The 19,171-nt window shown below is 73.4% G+C and carries 17 protein-coding genes; 15 read left to right on the top strand and 2 right to left on the bottom strand.

Annotated features, from left to right (window positions below; genetic code table 11):
• Positions 1-235 precede the first annotated feature (235 nt).
• From ACYVOO_RS39875 to ACYVOO_RS39845, 7 genes are all read left to right on the top strand, one after another.
• Positions 236-1,381, top strand: coding sequence for an acyl-CoA dehydrogenase family protein (locus ACYVOO_RS39875; RefSeq protein ID WP_461020616.1), 1,146 nt, complete (start codon positions 236-238; stop codon positions 1,379-1,381).
• Positions 1,378-2,208 carry a PIG-L deacetylase family protein gene (locus ACYVOO_RS39870; RefSeq protein WP_461020615.1) on the top strand — a complete coding sequence of 277 codons (831 nt, stop codon included), beginning with the start codon at positions 1,378-1,380 and terminating at the stop codon, positions 2,206-2,208. The genes ACYVOO_RS39875 and ACYVOO_RS39870 overlap by 4 nt, the downstream gene beginning before the upstream one ends.
• Positions 2,205-2,828, top strand: a complete 624-nt coding sequence (locus tag ACYVOO_RS39865) for a methyltransferase (protein ID WP_461020614.1) — start codon at positions 2,205-2,207, stop codon at positions 2,826-2,828. Before ACYVOO_RS39870 ends, ACYVOO_RS39865 begins: the two co-directional genes overlap by 4 nt.
• Entirely contained in the window at positions 2,825-3,718 is an 894-nt protein-coding gene (locus tag ACYVOO_RS39860; protein ID WP_461020613.1) for a glycosyltransferase family 2 protein, read from the top strand. The genes ACYVOO_RS39865 and ACYVOO_RS39860 overlap by 4 nt, the downstream gene beginning before the upstream one ends.
• Positions 3,719-3,884: 166 nt before the next feature.
• Positions 3,885-4,208 carry a plasmid stabilization protein gene (locus ACYVOO_RS39855; protein ID WP_453349804.1) on the top strand — a complete coding sequence of 108 codons (324 nt, stop codon included), beginning with the start codon at positions 3,885-3,887 and terminating at the stop codon, positions 4,206-4,208.
• A 48-nt stretch (positions 4,209-4,256) separates the two neighbouring features.
• Positions 4,257-4,832, top strand: coding sequence for a type 1 glutamine amidotransferase domain-containing protein (locus ACYVOO_RS39850; protein ID WP_461020612.1), 576 nt, complete (start codon positions 4,257-4,259; stop codon positions 4,830-4,832).
• 60 nt (positions 4,833-4,892) lie between these two features.
• Entirely contained in the window at positions 4,893-5,264 is a 372-nt protein-coding gene (locus ACYVOO_RS39845; RefSeq protein WP_453349806.1) for a hypothetical protein, read from the top strand.
• A gap of 83 nt (positions 5,265-5,347) precedes the next feature.
• Here ACYVOO_RS39845 and ACYVOO_RS39840 read toward each other — a convergent pair whose 3' ends face one another.
• Positions 5,348-6,673: an alpha/beta hydrolase gene (locus ACYVOO_RS39840; protein ID WP_461020611.1), complete on the bottom strand. Its 1,326-nt coding sequence runs from the start codon at positions 6,671-6,673 to the stop codon at positions 5,348-5,350.
• Between the two features lie 264 nt (positions 6,674-6,937).
• Here ACYVOO_RS39840 and ACYVOO_RS39835 point away from each other — a divergent pair, with 264 nt between their 5' ends.
• From ACYVOO_RS39835 to ACYVOO_RS39800, 8 genes are all read left to right on the top strand, one after another.
• Positions 6,938-8,224 (top strand): Glu/Leu/Phe/Val dehydrogenase dimerization domain-containing protein, encoded by a 1,287-nt coding sequence (locus tag ACYVOO_RS39835; RefSeq protein WP_461020610.1) that lies wholly within the window; start codon positions 6,938-6,940, stop codon positions 8,222-8,224.
• Positions 8,221-9,861, top strand: coding sequence for a benzoylformate decarboxylase (mdlC, locus tag ACYVOO_RS39830; protein WP_461020609.1), 1,641 nt, complete (start codon positions 8,221-8,223; stop codon positions 9,859-9,861). The genes ACYVOO_RS39835 and mdlC overlap by 4 nt, the downstream gene beginning before the upstream one ends.
• Positions 9,862-10,102: 241 nt before the next feature.
• A complete protein-coding gene (locus ACYVOO_RS39825) occupies positions 10,103-10,855 on the top strand; it encodes an SDR family oxidoreductase (RefSeq protein ID WP_461020608.1) in 753 nt (250 codons plus the stop codon).
• Positions 10,856-11,016: 161 nt separating this feature from the next.
• Positions 11,017-12,138, top strand: coding sequence for an NADH:flavin oxidoreductase (locus ACYVOO_RS39820; protein WP_461020607.1), 1,122 nt, complete (start codon positions 11,017-11,019; stop codon positions 12,136-12,138).
• A 1,135-nt stretch (positions 12,139-13,273) separates the two neighbouring features.
• The gene (locus tag ACYVOO_RS39815) at positions 13,274-13,957 is read left to right on the top strand and encodes a TetR/AcrR family transcriptional regulator (protein WP_461020606.1); all 684 of its coding nucleotides are present in this window, start codon (positions 13,274-13,276) and stop codon (positions 13,955-13,957) included.
• Positions 13,958-14,099: 142 nt separating this feature from the next.
• Positions 14,100-15,677 carry an MFS transporter gene (locus ACYVOO_RS39810; RefSeq protein ID WP_461020659.1) on the top strand — a complete coding sequence of 526 codons (1,578 nt, stop codon included), beginning with the start codon at positions 14,100-14,102 and terminating at the stop codon, positions 15,675-15,677.
• A gap of 136 nt (positions 15,678-15,813) precedes the next feature.
• Positions 15,814-16,377, top strand: coding sequence for an SRPBCC family protein (locus ACYVOO_RS39805; RefSeq protein ID WP_461020605.1), 564 nt, complete (start codon positions 15,814-15,816; stop codon positions 16,375-16,377).
• A gap of 140 nt (positions 16,378-16,517) precedes the next feature.
• Positions 16,518-17,072, top strand: coding sequence for a GNAT family N-acetyltransferase (locus ACYVOO_RS39800; protein WP_461020604.1), 555 nt, complete (start codon positions 16,518-16,520; stop codon positions 17,070-17,072).
• A gap of 36 nt (positions 17,073-17,108) precedes the next feature.
• On the opposite strand, the gene ACYVOO_RS39795 is transcribed toward ACYVOO_RS39800, so the two are convergent.
• Positions 17,109-18,980 (bottom strand): glycoside hydrolase family 3 protein, encoded by a 1,872-nt coding sequence (locus ACYVOO_RS39795; RefSeq protein ID WP_461020603.1) that lies wholly within the window; start codon positions 18,978-18,980, stop codon positions 17,109-17,111.
• Positions 18,981-19,171: the final 191 nt, after the last annotated feature.

Raw genomic sequence — 19,171 nt, 5'->3', positions numbered from 1 at the left:
GGCGCCGCGACGCGGGACGCGCCGCGCTGTGGGCCGTCTCCCCAGGCTGCGGCAGTGCCGTGCGCGCCGCATCCTGTCCATGACCGCTCCGGCACGGCCGTACGCACCGCACGGCCCCGTGGCGCGCACCGGCCGTGCCGGACGGCACACGCGGCAAGGCGGCCACCGCCGTTTGCACCCGTCCCGCCCGGGCACTCCGAGGTGCTCGGAAGCGGAGCCCAGGAGGTCGCAGAGGATGACGACGGAGCAGCACACCCTTCCGGCGGAGCCCGGACCACGGACGGCCGACGGAACGGAGTCGCAGGCGGGGGCGGGGCCGGAACCGGAGCCGGGTGAGCGGGGCCCTTCGCCCCACGGGCACCGCAAGGCCGTCGCGGCGCACTTCACGCACCTGGTGGACGAGGGCGCGCTCGATCTGCCCCTCCCCGGCAGCGGCGACGGGGGCACGCGGCGGCGCTGGGCCGCGCTCGCGGACCTCGCCCAGTGCGACCTCGCCCTGGCCCGGCTCGCCGAGGGCCACACCGACGCGCTGGCGATCCTCGCCGAGCTGCGGCACCTGGGCCACACCGGGCTGCCCGAGCCGCGCCCGGGAGAGCGCTGGGCGGTGTGGGCCGCCGAGCCTCCCGGCCCCCGCCTGCACGCCGAGCGCTCCCCCGGCGGCACCTGGCTGCTGAGCGGTCCCAAGCCGTACTGCTCGGGGGCCAGGGTGTGCACCCACGCCCTGGTCACGGCCAGGGACGGGGAGGAGAGCAGGCTGTTCGCCGTCGCGGTGGACGGCGCGTACAGCGCACCCGTGCCCGATAGCTGGCCCGCTGCGGGGATGGCGGCCAGCGACACCCTCGACATGCGCTTCGAGTCCGCGCCCGCCGTGCCCGTCGGCCCGCCGGGCGCCTACGTGGAGCGCCCCGGCTTCCACCACGGCGGCATCGGCGTCGCGGCCTGCTGGTACGGCGGCGCCCGCGCGGTGGCCGCCACCCTGCTCGACGCGGCCCGGGAGCGCGGCCCCGAGCCGCACGCGCTGGCACACCTCGGCGCCGTCGACTCCGGTCTGGAGGCCGCCGACGCACTGCTGGAGCGTGCCGCCGCCGAGACCGAAGCGGACCCCGAGGACCGCGCACACACCGCCGCGCGACGAGCGCTGCGGGTGCGTGCCTTCGTCGAGGCCACCGCGTCGGACGTGCTGCGCCATGTCGGGCGCGCTCTGGGCGCCGGGCCGCTGGGCCACGACGCCGCGCACGCGCGCGACGTCGCCGACCTGACCGTCTACCTCCGCCAGCACCACGCGGAGCGCGACCTCGCCCGGCTCGGCGCCACACTGGCGGAGGGCTGCTCCGGCGCGGCTACGGGCCATTCGCGCAGTGCCCACGGGGAGGCCCGGTGAGGCCGCGGAGCACCACGGGCCGGAGCGGGCCGCCCGAGACCCCCGCCGAGCCGATACCCGCCGACCCGACGCCCACCGGTCCGATGCCCGCCGACCCGATCCAGGCCCCCGGCACGCCCGAGGAACAGTGGGCCGCCTGGCCGGGCCTCGCGCGCTTCCCCGAGTGGGACCTCAGCAGCCTGCGCCGCGTCGTGGTCGTCGCCGCGCATCCCGACGACGAGGTGCTCGGCCTCGGCGGCACTCTCGCGCGCCTCGCCGAGGCGAACGTGCGGTTGCGGCTGGTGGCGGTCACCGACGGCGAGGCGTCCCACCCGGACAGCACGGCACCGATCGCCAGGGACCTCGCCCGCGTCCGCAGGGCCGAGACGCTGAGCGCCCTCGACGAACTGGGCGCGGGCGACACCGAGGTGATCAGCCTCGGCCTCCCCGACAGCGGGGTCGCCGAGGGCGAGTCCCGGCTCACCGCGCGGCTGACCGAGCTGACGGAGGGCTTCGACGTGTGCGCGGCGCCCTGGAGCGGCGACGCGCACGCCGACCACGAGGCGGCGGGCCGGGCCGCGAGCGCGGCGGGCACGGCCAACGGCGTACCCGTGCTGCACTACCCGGTGTGGACCTGGCACTGGTCGCACCCCGGCGACTCCCGCGTGCCCTGGGACCGCGCGGCGCGCGTCTCCCTGGACGCCCGCGCGAGGGCCCGTAAGCGAGCGGCGCTGGACTGCTTCGTCAGCCAGCTCCAGCCGCTGGGCGACGCGCACGCCGACGCACCCGTCCTGCCGCCAGGGGAACTTGCCCACTTCCTGCGCGACTTCGAGGTGGTGCTGCGGTGAACACCCCCGCCGCCTACTTCGCCGACATGTACGAGCGCGCCGACGACCCGTGGGGACTGGCGGAGCGCTGGTACGAGCGGCGCAAGTACGCGCTCACCGTCGCCGCACTCCCCCGCCGCGCCTACCGCAGCGCCTTCGAACCCGCCTGCTCCGTCGGGGTGCTGAGCGCGCTCCTCGCGGAGCGCTGCGCACGGCTGCTGTGCTGCGACCGCTCCGAGCGCGCCGTCGACGCGGCGAGGCGCAGGCTCGCGCCGTTCCACCCGCACGTGCGGGTGGAACGGCGCGTGCTGCCCGAGGAGTGGCCACGGGAGCGCTTCGACCTGGTGGTCCTCTCCGAGCTGCTCTACTACTTCGGGCCCGCCGACGCCGCCCGCCTGGCGGGCCGCGCCGTGGACTCCCTGGACCCGGGCGGCACCCTCCTCGCGGTGCACTGGCGCCACCCCGTGCCGGAACACGCGCTCTCGGGCGACGCCGCGCACGAGGTGCTGCGCGCCGCGCCGGGGCTGGTCGGCATCGTCCGCCACGAGGAGCCGGACTTCGTGCTGGAGGCGTTCGTCCGCGCCTCCCCCGGGCAGGACGCCGCTTCCGTCTCGGTGGCCGCCGACGAGGGGCTGACGTGATCCGCGCGGTCGCCGTCGTCGTACCGGCCCACGACGAGGAGGAACTGCTCAGCGCCTGTCTGGAGTCGGTGCGCCGTGCCGCGCTGCACCCCGCGCTGCGGGGGCTGCGGGTCGAGACGGTCGTGGTCGCGGACTCCTGCCGGGACGCCACGGCCCTGGCGGGACGCGCGGGCGGGGCGCACGTGGTCGAGGCGGACGTGCGCAGCGCGGGGGCCGCCAGGGCGCTGGGGACGGCGCACGCGCTGCGGCGCCTCACGGGGGCGGGGACGGGACCGCCGGGTGCGGCGGGGGCAGGGCAGTCGGCCCTGTCTGCTCCGTCGGCTCCGTCCGCCCTGTCGGCCGACGAGGTGTGGCTGGCGCACACCGACGCCGACAGCCGGGTGCCCCGGCGGTGGCTCGCGGCGCAGCTCGCCCGCGCGGCCGAGGGCTGCCACGCCGTGGTCGGCACCGTCACCGTCGGGGACTGGTCACCGCACACGCCCACCACGGCGGCCCGCTTCCGCGCGCACTACACCGCACACCGCGCCAGCCCCGCCGCGCCCGGAGCCGTACACCCGCATGTGCACGGGGCGAACCTGGCGGTACGCGCCGACGCGTACACCGCCGTCGGCGGGTTCCCCCGGGTGCCCACGGGCGAGGACCGCGCCCTGGTCGCTGCCCTGGACGCGGCGGGATGGCGCGTCCGGCGCACCGAGGCCCACCCGGTGCTGACCTCCGCGCGCAGGGTGCCCCGCGCGCCCGGGGGCTTCGGCGACTTCCTGCTCGGCATGGAGGCCCTCGACTCCCTGGACCCCCTGGAGCGTCTCCCGTCGCGCGAGCCGCCCGGCCGGAGGCCCAGGCGACCGGCGTACGGGGAGGGCCGCCGCGCGGGGAGCGGGCGCCATGTGTAACGGGCCGCGAGCGTGTCACCCGTGCTGAGGCGGGCCACCACGGACAGCGTCACCGTCCGCTCCGCTGGAGTCGCCGATCCGGTTCACCGCGCAGATCATGAACGGGGGAGGCGCAGAACCGTAGAACGAGGAACGAGAAACGAAGGACGAGGAACGAGGAGGAACGATGCCTGCGGGTTCCAACGCCAAGCGCGAGCGGCAGTACGAGCACATCAAGGAGGGCGCCAAGAAACGCGGCGCCTCCACCGGCAGGGCGAAGGAGATCGCCTCCCGCACGGTGAACAAGGAGCGGGCCCAGACCGGCGAGGCCAGGCGCGCGAGCCGGACCTCGGTCCAGGACAAGCCTGCGCCCAAGCGCGGTGGCGAACGCTCCCACAAGGGCCCCACGAGCCCCACCCGCGACCAGCTCTACAACGAGGCGAAGCAGCGTGGCGTCAAGGGCCGCTCGCAGATGAACAAGAAGCAACTGGAGAAGGCCCTCGGGCACTGACCCGGTGCACGCGACGCGGCACACGACGCGGTGAGGAGAGGAAGAGAAGTGGCGCACAACGAGCTGAGCGGACACCGTGTCCTGGCGATCACCGCCAACTACGGCGTCGAGCAGGACGAACTGACCGTCCCGCTGCGGCGGCTGCGCGAGAGCGGCGCCGAGGTCGATGTGGCGGCCGTATCCGACGAGCCGGTCCATACCCTCGTCGGCGACAAGGACCCGGGCAAGACCCTCCGGCCCACGGTCGAGCTGACCAAGGCCGACCCGTCCGGCTACGACCTGCTCCACATCCCCGGCGGCACACTGAACGCCGACGCGCTGCGGCTGAACGACACGGCCGTCGAGATGGTCCACGCGTTCACCTCCTCCGGGCGGCCCGTGGCCTCCATCTGCCACGGCCCGTGGCTGCTGGTCGAGGCCGCCGTCGTCGAGGGCAAGCGGCTCACCTCGTACCCGTCGGTGGCGACGGACATCCGCAACGCGGGCGGTGAGTGGGTGGACGAGCCGGTCGTCAGCGACGACGCCGGAGGGTGGACGCTCATCACCTCCCGTAACCCGCACGACCTCGACGACTACCTCCGCGAGGTCGGCGCGGCGCTCAAGGCGACCCCAGGACGCGGCTGAGGAACGCCGACGAGGCCGCCGAGCCAGAGCGAGCCGAGCCAGAAGGAGAAACACAGGCACATGGTCACCGAATCGCACGCTTCCGCCACACAGGTCTCGGTGCAGCTCAGCGGCTGCGACACGCAGGACGCGCAGGCCGTCTTCACCGTGCTGCACTCGCTGTTCCCCTCCGAGCGGGAGTCCGAGGGACCGCACCGGGCCGAGGGCGGCGCCCGGCCCGACGTATGGCTGTCGGACTTCGACGTGGCGGGCGGCGGGGGCCGCCCCGACCGCCCCGCGCTGAAGGGCACGGTGGCGGCCGAGCTGCAAGGCGCGCCCCAGGCGGTCGGCCTGCTGGAACGGGCGCTGGCCGACGCCTTCACCGTGCACGAGGAGAACTCGGCGGCCGGGGACCAGGAGCAGCAGCGGTGGCTGCGGCTGGAAAGCCGCTGAGCGGCCATCGGTGAACGGTGAGAGCCGGGGCGGGTGGGGCGCCCCGGCACTCCGCCGCCCCGGACGGCGGGGCGGTGGGGGGCTCAGCGGATGAAGCGCACGTCGGGGTGACGGGGCGACGGGCCGTCGAGCACGGGCTGGTGACGCCCCCTCAGATGCTGCTCGAAGAAGGCGAGGAGGTAGACGCGGCGGCTCCTGGTGAACCGTTCCGCTCCGACCGTGCCGATCATCCCGTCGCGCAGCCCGGAGGGCAGACCGAGGCGGTCGTCCAGTGCGGGGAGGAGGATCTGGTAGTCGGTGAACGAGTTGTGCTCGGAGCGCTCGGTCCACAGGTCGCGCCGCCACCCGCTGGAGTGCTCCCACATCGCCTTCCAGGAGGGCGAGTGCTCGTGGGTGTGCGGATGCTCCGTGGTCTCCGTGCGCAGCCACGCGCCCATCTGGAGGAACGGCCGGTCCAGGCCTGTCCGGGCCACGGGCAGCATCTGCCCGGGGTCGCTCCAGTCGTAGCCGAGCGGCCCGTCCAGATTGGCCCCGGCGTGTACGCGGCCGTCGAGCCGCATCACCTCGGCCGTGGTCATGCCGCCGAGCGAGTGCCCGAACATGCCGGTGCGGGACAGGTCCAGGGAGCGCGCGAGCCCCCGGGGCAGCGCCTTGCCGGCCGCGTCCGGCGCTGCGCCCCCGGCGAGCGCGTGGAGCCGGTCGAGTACGAACCGGATGTCGGCCAGCCTGACGTCGAGTGCTGCCCTGCTCCGCTCGACGGGTGAGGTGATGCCGGTGAGCGCGGGCGAGGGCTCGGCGACACGGCCGTCGGGGAACTCGACCGCGTGCGCCTCGTAGGTGTGGTCGACGGTGACCACCGCGTATCCCCGGCTGGCCAGTTCCGTCACGGCGACGGTGTCCAGGACCCGCTCGTTGTACATGCCCGGCGAGTACAGCACCACGGGCATGCGGCCCGCGGTGGCGGCCGGTGGTGCGCCGGTCCTGGCGTGGGTGCCGATACCGGCCCAGTCGACGGTGCCGGGCTCCGTCTTCAGGATCTTCGCCGCGCCCGCGTCGAACACGGCCGCGGCCCCGGCCCGCATGTAGGGCGCCCGCGCTGCGCCGTCGCCCTCTCCGTCGCCCGGGTGCGCCGGGTACCACACGCTGACCATCAGCTCTCGCGGGCGCTTCGTGTCCTCGCTCCAAGGGTCGGCACGTCCGTGGTCGGTCAGCCACCACTCGACGGTGCCGACCGGGTGCGGTCCCGTGGGGCGCGGCAGGCCGAGGCGGATTCCCCCGGCGGTTCCGGAGGCGGTCGGGGCGGTCCGGGTGGCGGCTCCGGCGCTCGCGGTGCCCACGGCTCCCGAGGCGCCCACGGCGGCGAGCCCCGCCAGCCCGCCGAGGCCGCCCAGCAGGGCCCGTCGGGTCACGCTACGTTTCACAGTTCGCATGCCCCGAGCCTGCTGCGGGCGCCCCTCCCGTGTCCCCGCCCTTTCGTACGCGGCCACCCCTGACTTTCGTCAGGGACGCGCGGGCAGCGATCCACATGGGCGTTCACCTCGTTCTCGCTGTCCGCCGCGGCTCTCTCTTCCTCCCCTCCCCCGCCGCTTGCTGCACTGGTATCAGGGGCTGACCTCGGCTCCCCACGCCCCGTCCACCGGCCACTGGCCGCCGACGTACGAGGTATCGCGCTCATGAGCGTCCTTCAGACCGCCGCCACCAGCGCCGACACCGGTCCCAGCACCGGACCCGGTACCGGCACCGGCAGGCACGAGAACGTCGTCTTCCACAACGACCCGGAGACCGGCCTGCGCGCGATAGTGGCCATCCACTCCACCGCGCTCGGCCCAGCGCTGGGCGGCACCCGCTTCTTCCCCTACGCGCGCGAGTCCGACGCGCTCGACGACGTGCTCGCGCTCTCCCGGGGGATGACCTACAAGAACGCGCTCGCCGGGCTCGGCCTCGGCGGCGGCAAGGCCGTCATCATCGGCGACCCGGCGACCGACCGCACGGACGCGCTGATGCGCGCGTACGGCAGGTTCGTCGACTCGCTCAACGGCGCCTACATCACCGCCGCCGACGTCGGCACGGACAGCGGCGACATGGACCTGGTCGCGCGGGAGACCCGCCATGTCGTGGGCCGCTCCGCCGGGAAGGGCGGCTGCGGCGACACCTCGGTCCTCACCGCGTACGGGGTGCTGCAAGGCATGCGCGCCGCGGCGGAGCAGGTGTGGGGTTCGGCCCGGCTCCAGGGCCGCAGGGTCGGCGTCGAGGGCGTCGGCAAGGTCGGCTCCCGGCTCGCGGGGTTGCTCCTGGAGGCGGGCGCGCACGTCGTGTGCTGGGACGCCGACGCCCGCGTCCTCGCCCGCGCCCACGACACGCTGTCACGCACACACCCCTGCGGAGACCGCGTCGAGATCGTGCCGAAGAGCAGCACCCGGCCCGTCCACGCCGACCTGGACATCTACGCGCCGTGCGCCCTCAGCGACGCCGTCGACGAGACGGTCGCGGAGACCCTGACCGCCTCCGTGGTGTGCGGCGCGGCCAACTGTCAGTTGCCGCACCCGGGGATCGCGGACATCCTGCTCGAGCGCGGGGTGCACTACGTGCCGGACTACCTCGTCAACTCCGGCGGGGTCATCCAGGCCGCCGACGAGTTGCGGGGCTTCGACATGACGCGCGCCAAGCGCAGGGCGTCCCGCATCTTCCAGACCGTGCGCCAGGTCCTCGCCCTCTCCACGGCGCGGGGCATCACGACTCTCGCCGCCGCCGGGCTGCTGGCGGAACGGCGCATCGGCGGGTCGCACGGCGGGCTCGGCCCCGCGCTCACCGGCTCCGGCGTTCCGGGCATCGCCTATCCGGGCGGCCCGGAACGGCTGGCTCCGCGCACGCCCCCGTCCCCCGGCGAACCCGCGCCCTCCCCGTCCCCTTCACCCTCCCCGTCCACCGTTCCCCCGGCCGTCAGGAAAGGACGACCGTGAAGACCACGAAGCCCGCACAGACCGTGCAGCCCGCACAGACCGTGCGGCAAGCCGCCTTCGATCTCCTCCGCGCCCACGATGCGACGGTCCTCTTCGGGAACCCCGGAACGACCGAACTCCCCTTCCTGACGGGCCTCCCCGAGGACCTCCGCTACGTCCTCGGGCTCAACGAGGCGTCGGTGACGGGCATCGCCGACGGGTACGCGCAGGCCACGGGCCGCCCCGCCGTCGTCAACCTGCACACCGCCGCGGGACTCGGCAACGCCATAGGCGCCCTCGTCAACGCGCGCGGCGCGCGCAGCCCCCTAGTGGCGCTGGTGGGACAGCAGTCCCGCGGTCTCATCGGCTCTGCGGGCGCGCTGGCCAACACCGAGCCCGTCACGCTGCCGCTCGGCGCGGTGAAGCACTCCGAGGAACCGGCCAGGGCCGACGAGGTCCCGGCAGCGCTCTCCCGGGCCCTGCATATCGCGGCCCAGCCGCCCGCCGGGCCCGTCGTGCTGTCGGTCCCCATGGACGACTGGTCCAGGCCCGCCGACGAGGAGGCGGCACGCGTCAGCGCAGGCCGCACCGTCCACAGCCGTACCGTGCCGGAACCCGCGGCCCTCGACGCGCTGGCCAGGGCGCTCACCGGGGCGCGCGCTCCGGCGATGGTGGTGGGGCCCGACGCGGCCACCGACGAGGGGTTCGAGGCGGCGGGGCGGCTCGCGCACCTGCTGGGCACCCCGGTGTGGATCGACGGGTGGGGAGCGCGCTGCGGCTTCCCCACGGGCCACCCCGCCTTCCGGGGCGTTCTGCCCATGTCGCCGCAGGGCGTGGCCAAGACCCTGTCCGGGCACGACCTCGTGCTGTGCGCGGGCGCCCCGGTCTTCCGCTACCTCTCCGAGGGCCCGGAGGACGCGGCGTCGGCGCTCCCGGAGATGCCGCGCGTCCTCGCGCTGACCAGCGATCCCGCCGAGGCGGCGCGGGCCGTGGCCGGGGACGCCTACTGCGGGGACGTCGGACTCACTCTGCGCGAACTGTGCCGTCGCGTCCCCGGACCCGTACGCGCGCTGGAGGCGCCCGCGCGGACCCCGCTGCCCGCGCCCGCGCCCGGCGCGCGGTTCACGGGCCAGCCGGAGGTCATCGGGACGCTGGCCGGGCTGCTGCCGGAGGAGACGGTGCTGGTGCACGAGGCGGCGCGCGAGTTCCCGCTGCTGTGGTCGCATCTCCCGCACCGGCTGCCAGGCAGCTACTACTTCCCCGGCGGCTACGGGCTGGGCTTCGCCACGGCGGGCGCCGTCGGCATCCAACTGGCCACCGAGCGGCCCGTGGTCGCGCTCGTCGGGGACGGCGCGCTCCAGTACACGGTGCAGGCGCTGTGGACCGCGGCGCAGCACCGGCTGCCGGTCACCTTCGCCGTGCTGGACAACGGCGAGTACGGGGTGCTCAAGGACCAGCTCTCCGCCGACGGCACGGCGCGCACGCCCGGGATGGACATCCCCAGCATCGACGTCTGCGCGCTCGCACGTGGCTACGGGGTCCCCGCGCGCGGCGCGGACACGGCGGAGGAGCTGGCCTCGGCGCTGGCCTGGGCCCTGGAGAACCCGGGCCCGCACCTGGTGGCCATCCGCGTCGAGGAGGGGGCGCGGGCCGCCTGAGAGCCACCGCTCAGGCGGCCCGCACGGGCCTGCCCGGGTGCGGCGCACCCAGCCTCACCGCACCCAGCCTCACCGCACCCGGGTGCACGGCACCCCGGCTCGCCGCCCCCGGCCACGAGGGTGCCTGCCGCCCTCGGCGCGCGCGGACGAGGCTGTGCACAGCGCCGAAGCGGCGCAGCGCACACCCTGCCGGAGCCCTCCGACGGCCTCCGGCCCCCGCCCCGAGGAAGGCCAACCGCGCATGTCCACCGAGCCCACATCCACCCGCCCCACCTCCTCCAAGACCGTGCTGATCACAGGGGCCAGCAGCGGCATCGGCGCCGCCACCGCGCGGCAGCTCGCCGCCGACGGCCACACCGTCGTGCTCGGCGCCCGCCGCGAGGAACGGCTCGCCGCCCTCGCGCGGGAGATCCGCGCGGACGGCGGCACCGTCAGCCACCGCCCCCTGGACGTGACCGACGCGTCGGACGTGGAGTCCTTCGTCCTCGACGCGCGGGAGCGGTACGGGCGCGTCGACGTCATGGTCAACAACGCCGGTGTGATGCCTCTGTCCAAGCTGGAGGCGCTCAGGCTGGACGAGTGGAACCGCATGATCGACGTCAACGTCCGCGGACTGCTCCACGGCATCGCCGCCGCGCTGCCGGTGATGCGGGCCCAGCGCTGCGGCCACTTCGTCAACCTCGCCTCCATCGGCGCCCATGTGGTGAGCCCGACGGCCTCGGTCTACTGCGCCACCAAGTACGCCGCCTGGGCGATCTCGGAGGGGCTGCGCCAGGAGGTCGGCGACATCCGCGTCACCACCATCTCCCCGGGTGTCACCGAGTCCGAGCTGGCCGACAGCATCACCGACCCGGTGGGCAAGGAGGAGATGCGCGTCTACCGCCGTATCGCCCTGCCCGCTTCCGCCGTCGCACGGGCCATCTCCTACGCGGTGGCCCAGCCTGACGACGTCGATGTCAACGAGATCGTCGTCCGGCCCGTCGCCACCATGTGACACCACGCGCGTGCGCGCGGCCGGATGTGGCACAGCCGACAGCCCGCGACGGATGATCACGGCGTCTCCGTGTGTTGCGTCTTGCGGACGTGCTCCCCTCCTCCCCCCGAGGACCCCCGGGAGCGCGTCCGCAGCACACTTCCGACCGAGGAGACAGACCCGTGATATCCAGCGACCCCGCCGCCCGCGCCGCGCAGGTGCTCTCCCGCCCCTTCTCCCTGGGCGGTCTCACCGTGCCGAACCGCGTCGTCATGGCGCCGATGACCCGCGAGTTCTCGCCGGGCGGTGTGCCGGGGCCCGACGTCGCGGACTACTACGCCCGGCGCGCGGCGGGCGGCGTCGGCCTGATCATCACGGAGGGCACATACGTCGACCACCCCGCCGCGGGCACCAGCGGCAATGTGCCGCGCTTCCACGGCGAGGACGCGCTGGCGGGCTGGAGCCGCGTCGCCGAGGCGGTGCACGCGGCGGGCGGCACGATCATGCCGCAGCTCTGGCACGTCGGCATGGCCCGCGAGGCCGGGGCACCGCCCTTCCCCGACGCGCCGCCGTCCGGGCCCTCCGGGCTCGCCCTGGACGGGACGCCCTCCGGCCACGCGATGACGCGGGAGGACCTGGACGACGTCATCGCGGCCTTCGCCGGAGCAGCGGCTGCGGCCGAACGCCTCGGCTTCGACGGCATCGAACTGCACGGCGCCCACGGCTACCTCATCGACCAGTTCCTGTGGGAGGTCACCAACCGGCGCACCGACGACTACGGCGGTGACGCCGTGGCCCGTGCGCGCTTCGCGGCCGAGATCGTGGCCGCCTGCCGCGCGGCGGTCTCCGACGGGTTCCCGATCCTCTTCCGCATGTCGCAGTGGAAGATGAACAACTACGAAGCCCGCCTCGCGGAGAGCCCGGAGGAGCTGGAGGCCATCCTCGCGCCGCTCGCCGCCGCCGGCGTCGACGCCTTCCACTGCTCGACGCGCCGCTACTGGCTGCCCGAGTTCGAGGGCTCGGACCTCAACCTCGCCGGGTGGGTCAAGAAGCTGACGGGCAAGCCGACGCTCACCGTCGGCTCGGTCGGCCTCGACAACGAGTTCATCGCCTCGTTCCAGGGCGGGCAGTCCACCGTCACGGGCATCGACGGGCTGCTGGACCGGATGGAGCGCGACGAGTTCGACCTCGTCGCCGTCGGCCGCGCCCTGCTGGGCGACCCGAAGTGGGCGGCCAAGGTCTTCGAGGGCCGCACGGACGAACACGTCCCGTTCGACGCGTCGATGCTGCGCACACTGGGCTGAACCCTTCACCGGGCTGTGCCCCTTCACGGGGTACGGGGTGATGGTCACACGGGGTGCGCGCTTCTCGTAGGGGTGCGCCTGCTGTGGGTGCCCCTTTGAGGGTTCGTTCGCGTGCTGCAGGCCGGTGGCACGGGTTGTGCCCACCCGTCCCGCCGAGCGGGACGCTTGCCCACAACAGTTTTGGCGCCGTCGCCAGTGGGATGCCGTCGTGTGGCTTGGCGCCGTGTTCGGCTGCCTGGCCGGTGGCTTCGGCGCGGCGTATGGACCGGTAGTACGCGGCTGGCGCCGCGTGATTCTTGGCTCGGACCGTGGATATGGGGTGCCTGTGTGGTGGGGGTCGGCGCCGCGCCGGGGTGTCTCCTCGGCGTGAAGGTCTCGTGCTCGGCTTTCGGCCGGTGACTTTCTCGACCTGCGGGGACACCCCACCGCACCACCTCCCACCCGGTGGCCAACCTCCGGTCCGCTCCAACTGTTGTGGGCAGGCGTTCCGCATGGCGGAACAGGTGGGCACAACCCACCCACCGGCCCGCGGCACGCAAACGAAACCCCAGGGGGCACCGGGCTACGCACCCCCGACAGGGGGTGTTGCGCGGGACGGTCGGCCCGTGAAGGAGGGACCGGAGGTCCCGCGCTGGGGTTGGTGCCGCCACACGGCAAGGGGGCAGTCGCACCCCGCGAAGGGGGGTGGGCATTGGCGCACCCGGAACCGGACAGCGGGCCACCGGCGGGACGGGGACGGGGTGGGGTGTCCCCGCAGGTCGAGAAAGTCACCGGCGGGAAGGCAAAAACGAGACCTTCACGCCGAGGAGACACCCCACCCCGGCACCGGACACCAACCACCCACGCACCCACAACCACGGCCGAAACCCAGAATCACGCGGCGCCAGCCGCGAAGCACCGCACCACACGCCGCGCCGAAGCCACCGGCCCGCACCCGGAAACGGCGCCCCGCCCCCGCAAAGGGAACCCGCCCAGGCGTGCCACGGCGCAAAAATCAGCGCGGGACCCTACGGCACCCACCACACCGGCCAACCGTCCCGCGCAACACCCCCGACGAACGGGCAACCCCCGTTTCCTTCCGCACCCCGCGAAGGGGACCCGCTTAAATTTTGCAGAACGTGCATCTTTGCATACTATGAAAGGCATGCCGAACAAAGCCGCCGAGCCCGGGCTGCGCGAGCGCAAGAAGCAGGCCACCCGCACCGCTCTGGCCGACGCGGCGATACGCCTGGCCGCCGAACACGGCGCCGAGAATGTGACCGTCGAGGCGATCAGCGACGCGGCGGGCGTCTCCCCGCGCACGTTCTTCAACTACTTCGACACACACGACGACGCCTTCGTCATGATCGACGCGGAGGTCGGCCAGCGGGTCCGCCGGGCACTCCTGGACGCGCCCGCCGAACTGTCACCCCTCGACGCCGTGCGCGAAGCGCTGGCCGCCGAACTGGTCGAGGTCGAGCAGCGCCACGAGGTGTGGAACCTGCGCGCCAAGGTGCTCCAGAAGTCGCCGCACCTGCTCGTCCGCAGCCTCGGCGCCCACATGGCCGACGAACTGGAACTGGCCACGGCCATCGCCCAGCGGCTGCGGCCCGAGGGCGACGCAGCGGCCGAGGAGCCGCCCGAAGGTCCCGAACAGTGCATGCCCGGCGCCGAGTTGGAGCTGTATCCGCGACTGCTGGCGGCCGTCGCTGGCACCGCCGTACGGGTCTCCGTCGAGCACTGGTGCGCCCAGGGCACCGACGCCTCCTTCCCCGAGATCTTCCGGCGGGTGTTCGCGCACCTGGCCTCGGGACTCCCCCGGCCTCCGGCGGAGAGCTGACGGTCCCGCCCCGGCGGCCGCCCCCACACTCTCCCCCCTCCCCGCACTCCGCTCAGCCCCCCTCAGTCCTCTCCGCACTTTCCGACGTCCGAAGAAGGAACCCGTGACCGCAACCGAGGCGCCCGAACAGGCGCCGACCTCCATGACCAACCGGCAGATACTCCAGGCCATGTCCGGGCTCATGGCCGGGATGTTCGTGGCCATCCTCGCGGGCACCGTCGTCGCCAACGCGCTGCCCCGCATCATCGCCGACCTGGGCGCCAGCCAGTCGTCCTACACCTGGGTGGTCACCTCCGAGCTGCTGGCGATGACGGCGACCGTCCCGCTGTGGGGCAAGCTGTCCGACCTCTACAACAAGAAGCTGCTGCTCCAGCTCTCGCTCTGCATGTTCGTCGTCGGCTCCCTGCTGGCGGGCTTCTCGCAGGGTGTCGGCCTGCTCATCTTCAGCCGGGTGATCCAGGGCATCGGCGCGGGCGGTCTGACGGCCCTCGCCCAGGTCGTGATGGCCGCGGTCATCCCGCCGCGGCGGCTGGGCAAGTACGCGGGCATCTTCGGCGCGGTCTTCGCCGTCGGCACCGTGGCGGGCCCGCTCGTCGGCGGTGTGCTCGTGGACACCTCGTGGCTGGGGTGGCGCTGGTGCTTCTTCATCGGTGTGCCCTTCGCGCTCCTCGCGATCCTGCTCCTCCAGCGCACCCTGCGGCTGCCCACGGTCCGCCGCGAGGTGAAGATCGACTACCTGGGCGCTTTCCTGATCGTCGCCGGTATCTGCGCGCTCCTCATCTGGACCTCGCTGGCGGGCAACGAGTTCGACTGGGCCTCCTGGCAGACCGCCGCGCTGACCGGCGGTGGCGTGCTGCTGCTCGTCGCGGCCGTCTTCGTCGAGTCGCGGGTGCCCGAACCGATCATCCCGCTGGGCATCTTCCGCAACCGCACGGTCTCGCTGACCACCCTCGCCAGCCTGCTGGTGGGTGTGGCCATGTTCGGCGGCACCGTCTTCCTCTCGCAGTACTTCCAGATCGCGCTGGGCAAGTCCCCGACCGTGGCGGGCCTGATGAGCCTGCCGATGATCCTGGGCCTGCTCGTCTCCTCCACCGTCGCCGGGCAGATCATCAGCGCCACGGGCAAGTGGAAGGTGTACCTCGTCTCCGGTGCCGTGATCATGACGGCCGGGCTGGCGATGCTGTCCACGATCAGCGCCGACACCGGGTTCGGCCTGCTGAGCCTCTACATGGCGGTGCTGGGCGTCGGCGTCGGCATGCTGATGCAGAACCTGGTGCTCGCGGCGCAGAACGACGTGCCCGCCGCCGAGCTGGGCGCGGCGACCTCCGTGCTCTCCTTCTTCCGCAGCATGGGCGGCACGATCGGCACCAGCGTGCTGGGCGCCATCCTCGCCAACAGGGTGGCCGACGAGATGACCAAGAGCCTGGGCCGGGCCGGTCAGGCCCCTGGCGGTGGCTCGGCCGAGGGCAGCGTCCCCGACATGTCCACCCTGCCGGCGCCGCTGCGGGAGATCGTGGAGAACGCGTACGGCATCGCCACGGCCGATCTCTTCCTGATCGCCGCGCCGTTCGCGGCCCTCGCCCTGGTCGCGGTGGTGTTCATCAAGGAGAAGCCGCTGAAGACCACCAGCGGCATGGAGCGGCTGGCGCAGGAGAGCGACGGGCCCGTCGCGGAAGGTGGCGCGGCGAAGCCCGCCGACGCCGCCACCCCTGTGGGCTGACCCTCCCGGCTCCCCCGTCCCGTCCCGCCCGTTCGCGCCGCCCCCGCCGGGGGTGTGTGGACGGGCAGGACAGGACGTTCACTTACCGGCCAGTAAGGTGGGTCTCCCGGGCCGTCCCACACCCTCTGGAGACCCCATGGCACGCACCTTCAGCGTTTCCGGCAGTGTCGTCATCGCGGCGGAAGCCTCCACGATCTACGACCAGGTCAGCGACCCGAGGCGGATGGGCGAGTGGAGCCCGGAGAACCTCGGCGCCACCCTCCGCGACGCGGGCGGGAGCGCTGGTGCGAGTGGCGGCGGGGACGCGCCCGGGCAGGGCGGCGCGGCCGTCCGCACCGGCACCGTCTTCGACGGCCGCAACAAGCGCGGCGCCTTCCGCTGGACCACCCGCTGCACCGTGACGGCCGCCGAGCCCGGCGCACGCTTCGCCTTCCGCGTGCACGCCATCGGCCTGCGGCGTCCGAGGCTGCCGGGCCCCATCGCCACCTGGGAGTACCGCTTCGAACCCACAGAAGGCGGCACCCGGGTCACGGAGACCTGGACGGATGACCGGCGCCGCTGGCCCGACGCGCTGGCAAACGCGTTCGACCGCGTGGCGACGCGGGGCCACACCTTCGCCGACTTCCAGCGCGGAAACATCCGCCGAACGCTCGACAACCTCAAGGCGGCGATGGAACGTACGGCGCCCGGGGCCCGCTGAGCGCCGGTCGTTGCCGCGTTCCCACGGTGGAGGGCGACGCGGCCGGCGTCATCGACGCCGGTTTCGGCGGTGCCACGGGTGGCACCCCCCGTGAGAAGCTCCTTCCCCCCTGTGTGCTCCTATGGCCGTGGACGGTGACGATGTACGCGATACCCCTGGGTGAGGACGGTGCCGAGCTGCGCCCGCTGGAGCCGTGGCAGGCCGAGGAGTTCCTGGCCCACATGGACCGGGGACGGGAGTACGTCGCGCGGTACATCTCCCTCCCCACCCTCGTCACGGACCTGGACTCGGCACGGGCGTTCCTCCAGTCGTACGCGGACAAGACCGCGACCGACACCGGGCGGCTCTGCGGCATCTGGGCGGGCGGCAAGCTCGTCGGCTCGGTCATCTTCCGGACGATGAACATCGCGCAGGGGACGGCGGAGGCGGGCTGCTGGCTGGAGCCGTCGGCGGCGGGGAAGGGGCTGGTGACGCGGGCCGTGCGGGTGCTCATCGACTGGGCCGTCGAGGAGCGGGGCGTCCACCGTGTGGAGTGGGTGGTCGCTTCCGGGAACGAGGCCAGCATCGCCGTGGCACGGCGCCTCGGCATGAGCCGAGACGGCGTGCGACGGGAGAGCTACCTGTACCGGGGCGTACGGCACGACATGGAGATCTGGTCGATACTCGCACCCCAGTGGCGCGCGGCCAGGCCGTGACGTGGGTGTGGTTCGGGTGGGCACCCCTGACAGGGCTCAGCGGCGGTAGGTGAGGCCGTAGCCGTACGGGAAGAGTGGTTTCTTGCCGTCGCCCACGTTGATGGGCTGCTGCGCCGCGTCCCTCATCCAGGTCACCGGGAGCTTGCCGCTGGGCTTGTGGTCGCCGTAGAGCACGTCGGAGACACCGTTGCCCTCCGTGCCAGGAAGCCAGGACGCCAGCAGCGCGTCCCAGCCGGGGAGTTGGTCCGCGATGTCGAGCGGCCGTCCTGAGACGAGCACGACGGCCACGGGCACGCCGGACGCCTTCAGCCGGGCCAGTGTCTCCAGGTCCTCCTGGTCCAGGCCCAGGGAGCCGGGTCTGTCGCCCTCTCCCTCCGCGTAGGGGGTCTCGCCGACGACGGCCACGGCGACGTCGTAGCTGTCGTCGATGCCGTTGCCGTGCCGGTCGTAGGTGACGTCCGAGGGGTCGCGGGCCTCGGAGCGGATGCCGTCGAGGATGGTGGTGCCCGGTGTGACGGGGCCGCTGGAGCCCTGCCAGGTGATGGTCCAGCCGCCGCTCTGGTTGCCGATGTCGTCCGCGTTCTTGCCCGCGACGAAGACCTTGTCGCGCTTGCCGAGCGGGAGGGTCCTGTCCTCGTTCTTCAGCAGCACCTGCGACTCGCGTACGGCCTCGCGGGCTACGGCGCGGTGCTTCTCGGAGCCGACCTTCCCGGTGTAGGAGCGGTCGGTGAAGGGGTTCTCGAAGAGGCCGAGTTCGAACTTCTTGGTGAGGATGCGGCGGTTGGCGTCGTCGATCCTCGACATCGGGACGCGGCCCGCCTCCACCTCGTCGCGCAGCAGTTGCGTGAACTTCTTGTAGTCGTAGGGCACCATCACCATGTCGATCCCGGCGTTGATCCCCTTGCGCACCTCTTCGCCGGTGAACCCGCTCTCGCCGTCGAGCTGGTCGATGCCCGCCCAGTCGGAGATGACGAAGCCGTCGAAGCCCAGCTCCTTCTTGAGGACGTCCGTGAGCAGATAGCGGTTGCCGTGCATCTTGACGTCGTTCCAACTGCTGAAGGAGACCATCACGGAGCCGACGTCGCGCCTGACCGCCTCCTTGAAGGGCGGCAGGTGCACGGCGCGCAGTTCGGCCTCGCTCAGCTCGGTGTTGCCCTGGTCGTCGCCGCCGGTCGTGCCGCCGTCGCCGAGGTAGTGCTTGGCGGTGGCCATGACGGAGCCCGGCGCGTCGAGGGAGCGGCCCTGCATGCCGCTGATCTCCGAGGTCATCGCGGTGGCGAGCTGGGGCACCTCGCCGAAGGACTCGTAGGTGCGGCCCCAGCGGTCGTTGCGGGCCACGCACAGGCAGGGGGCGAAGTTCCAGTCGATGCCGGTGCCCGCGACCTCGGCCGCCGTGACCCGGCCAACCTCGCGCACCAGCCCCGGGTCCCTGGTGGCGCCGAGCCCGATGTGGTGCGGGAAGACGGTGGCGCCCTTGACGTTGCCGTGTCCGTGCACGGCGTCCACGCCGTAGATCATGGGGATGCCCAGCGGGGTGCTCAGCGCGGTCCGCTGGAAGCTGTCGTACATGTCCGCCCAGGCGGCGGGGGTGTTCGTGGCGGGTGTGGAACCGCCGCCGGAGAGCACCGAGCCGATCCGGTAGGTGGCGAGGTCGGACTGCTCGGTCAGTGACCCGCGTTCCGCCTGCGTCATCTGGCCGATCTTGTCGTCCAGGGTCATGCGGGAGAGCAGGTCCTCGACACGCTCGGCGACCGGCAGCCGCGCGTCGCGGTAGTCGGCGCCCGCGTACGGGCGGGCGGCGGCGGTGGCGGTGGCCTGCCCCGCCGACGGGACGACGGTCCCCGGGCCCACGAGCAGCGCGGCGATGCCCGCTCCGAGGGCGAGGCGGCTCAGGTGTCTTCGTTTCACAAGTTCCCCTCCTGCACGGAGGCTTGTCAGCCTCAACGGGTGGAAGCGTTCACAATGTAAAGACGTCGCTTCTCCCGGGAAACCCCTGTGACGGCGCCGCCTGCAGGTGTCCCGGCCCTTTCGTCCCCACGACGCGCTGGACCGGCCCACGCGGAGTGGATCGCTTCACGCAGTGAACGTAGGCGGGTGCG

Source organism: Streptomyces daliensis (assembly GCF_054782395.1).
This window is presented reverse-complemented; position numbering and strand designations above follow the sequence as displayed.

What these genes read in the sequence shown, in the direction of transcription:
- ACYVOO_RS39855 (WP_453349804.1), top strand. Translation starts at nt 3,885, where the DNA reads ATGCCTGCGGGTTCCAACGCCAAGCGCGAGCGGCAGTACGAGCACATC.
- ACYVOO_RS39800 (WP_461020604.1), top strand. Translation starts at nt 16,518, where the DNA reads ATGTACGCGATACCCCTGGGTGAGGACGGTGCCGAGCTGCGCCCGCTG.
- ACYVOO_RS39805 (WP_461020605.1), top strand. Translation starts at nt 15,814, where the DNA reads ATGGCACGCACCTTCAGCGTTTCCGGCAGTGTCGTCATCGCGGCGGAA.
- ACYVOO_RS39835 (WP_461020610.1), top strand. Translation starts at nt 6,938, where the DNA reads ATGAGCGTCCTTCAGACCGCCGCCACCAGCGCCGACACCGGTCCCAGC.
- ACYVOO_RS39815 (WP_461020606.1), top strand. Translation starts at nt 13,274, where the DNA reads ATGAAAGGCATGCCGAACAAAGCCGCCGAGCCCGGGCTGCGCGAGCGC.
- ACYVOO_RS39825 (WP_461020608.1), top strand. Translation starts at nt 10,103, where the DNA reads ATGTCCACCGAGCCCACATCCACCCGCCCCACCTCCTCCAAGACCGTG.
- ACYVOO_RS39875 (WP_461020616.1), top strand. Translation starts at nt 236, where the DNA reads ATGACGACGGAGCAGCACACCCTTCCGGCGGAGCCCGGACCACGGACG.
- ACYVOO_RS39845 (WP_453349806.1), top strand. Translation starts at nt 4,893, where the DNA reads ATGGTCACCGAATCGCACGCTTCCGCCACACAGGTCTCGGTGCAGCTC.
- ACYVOO_RS39810 (WP_461020659.1), top strand. Translation starts at nt 14,100, where the DNA reads ATGACCAACCGGCAGATACTCCAGGCCATGTCCGGGCTCATGGCCGGG.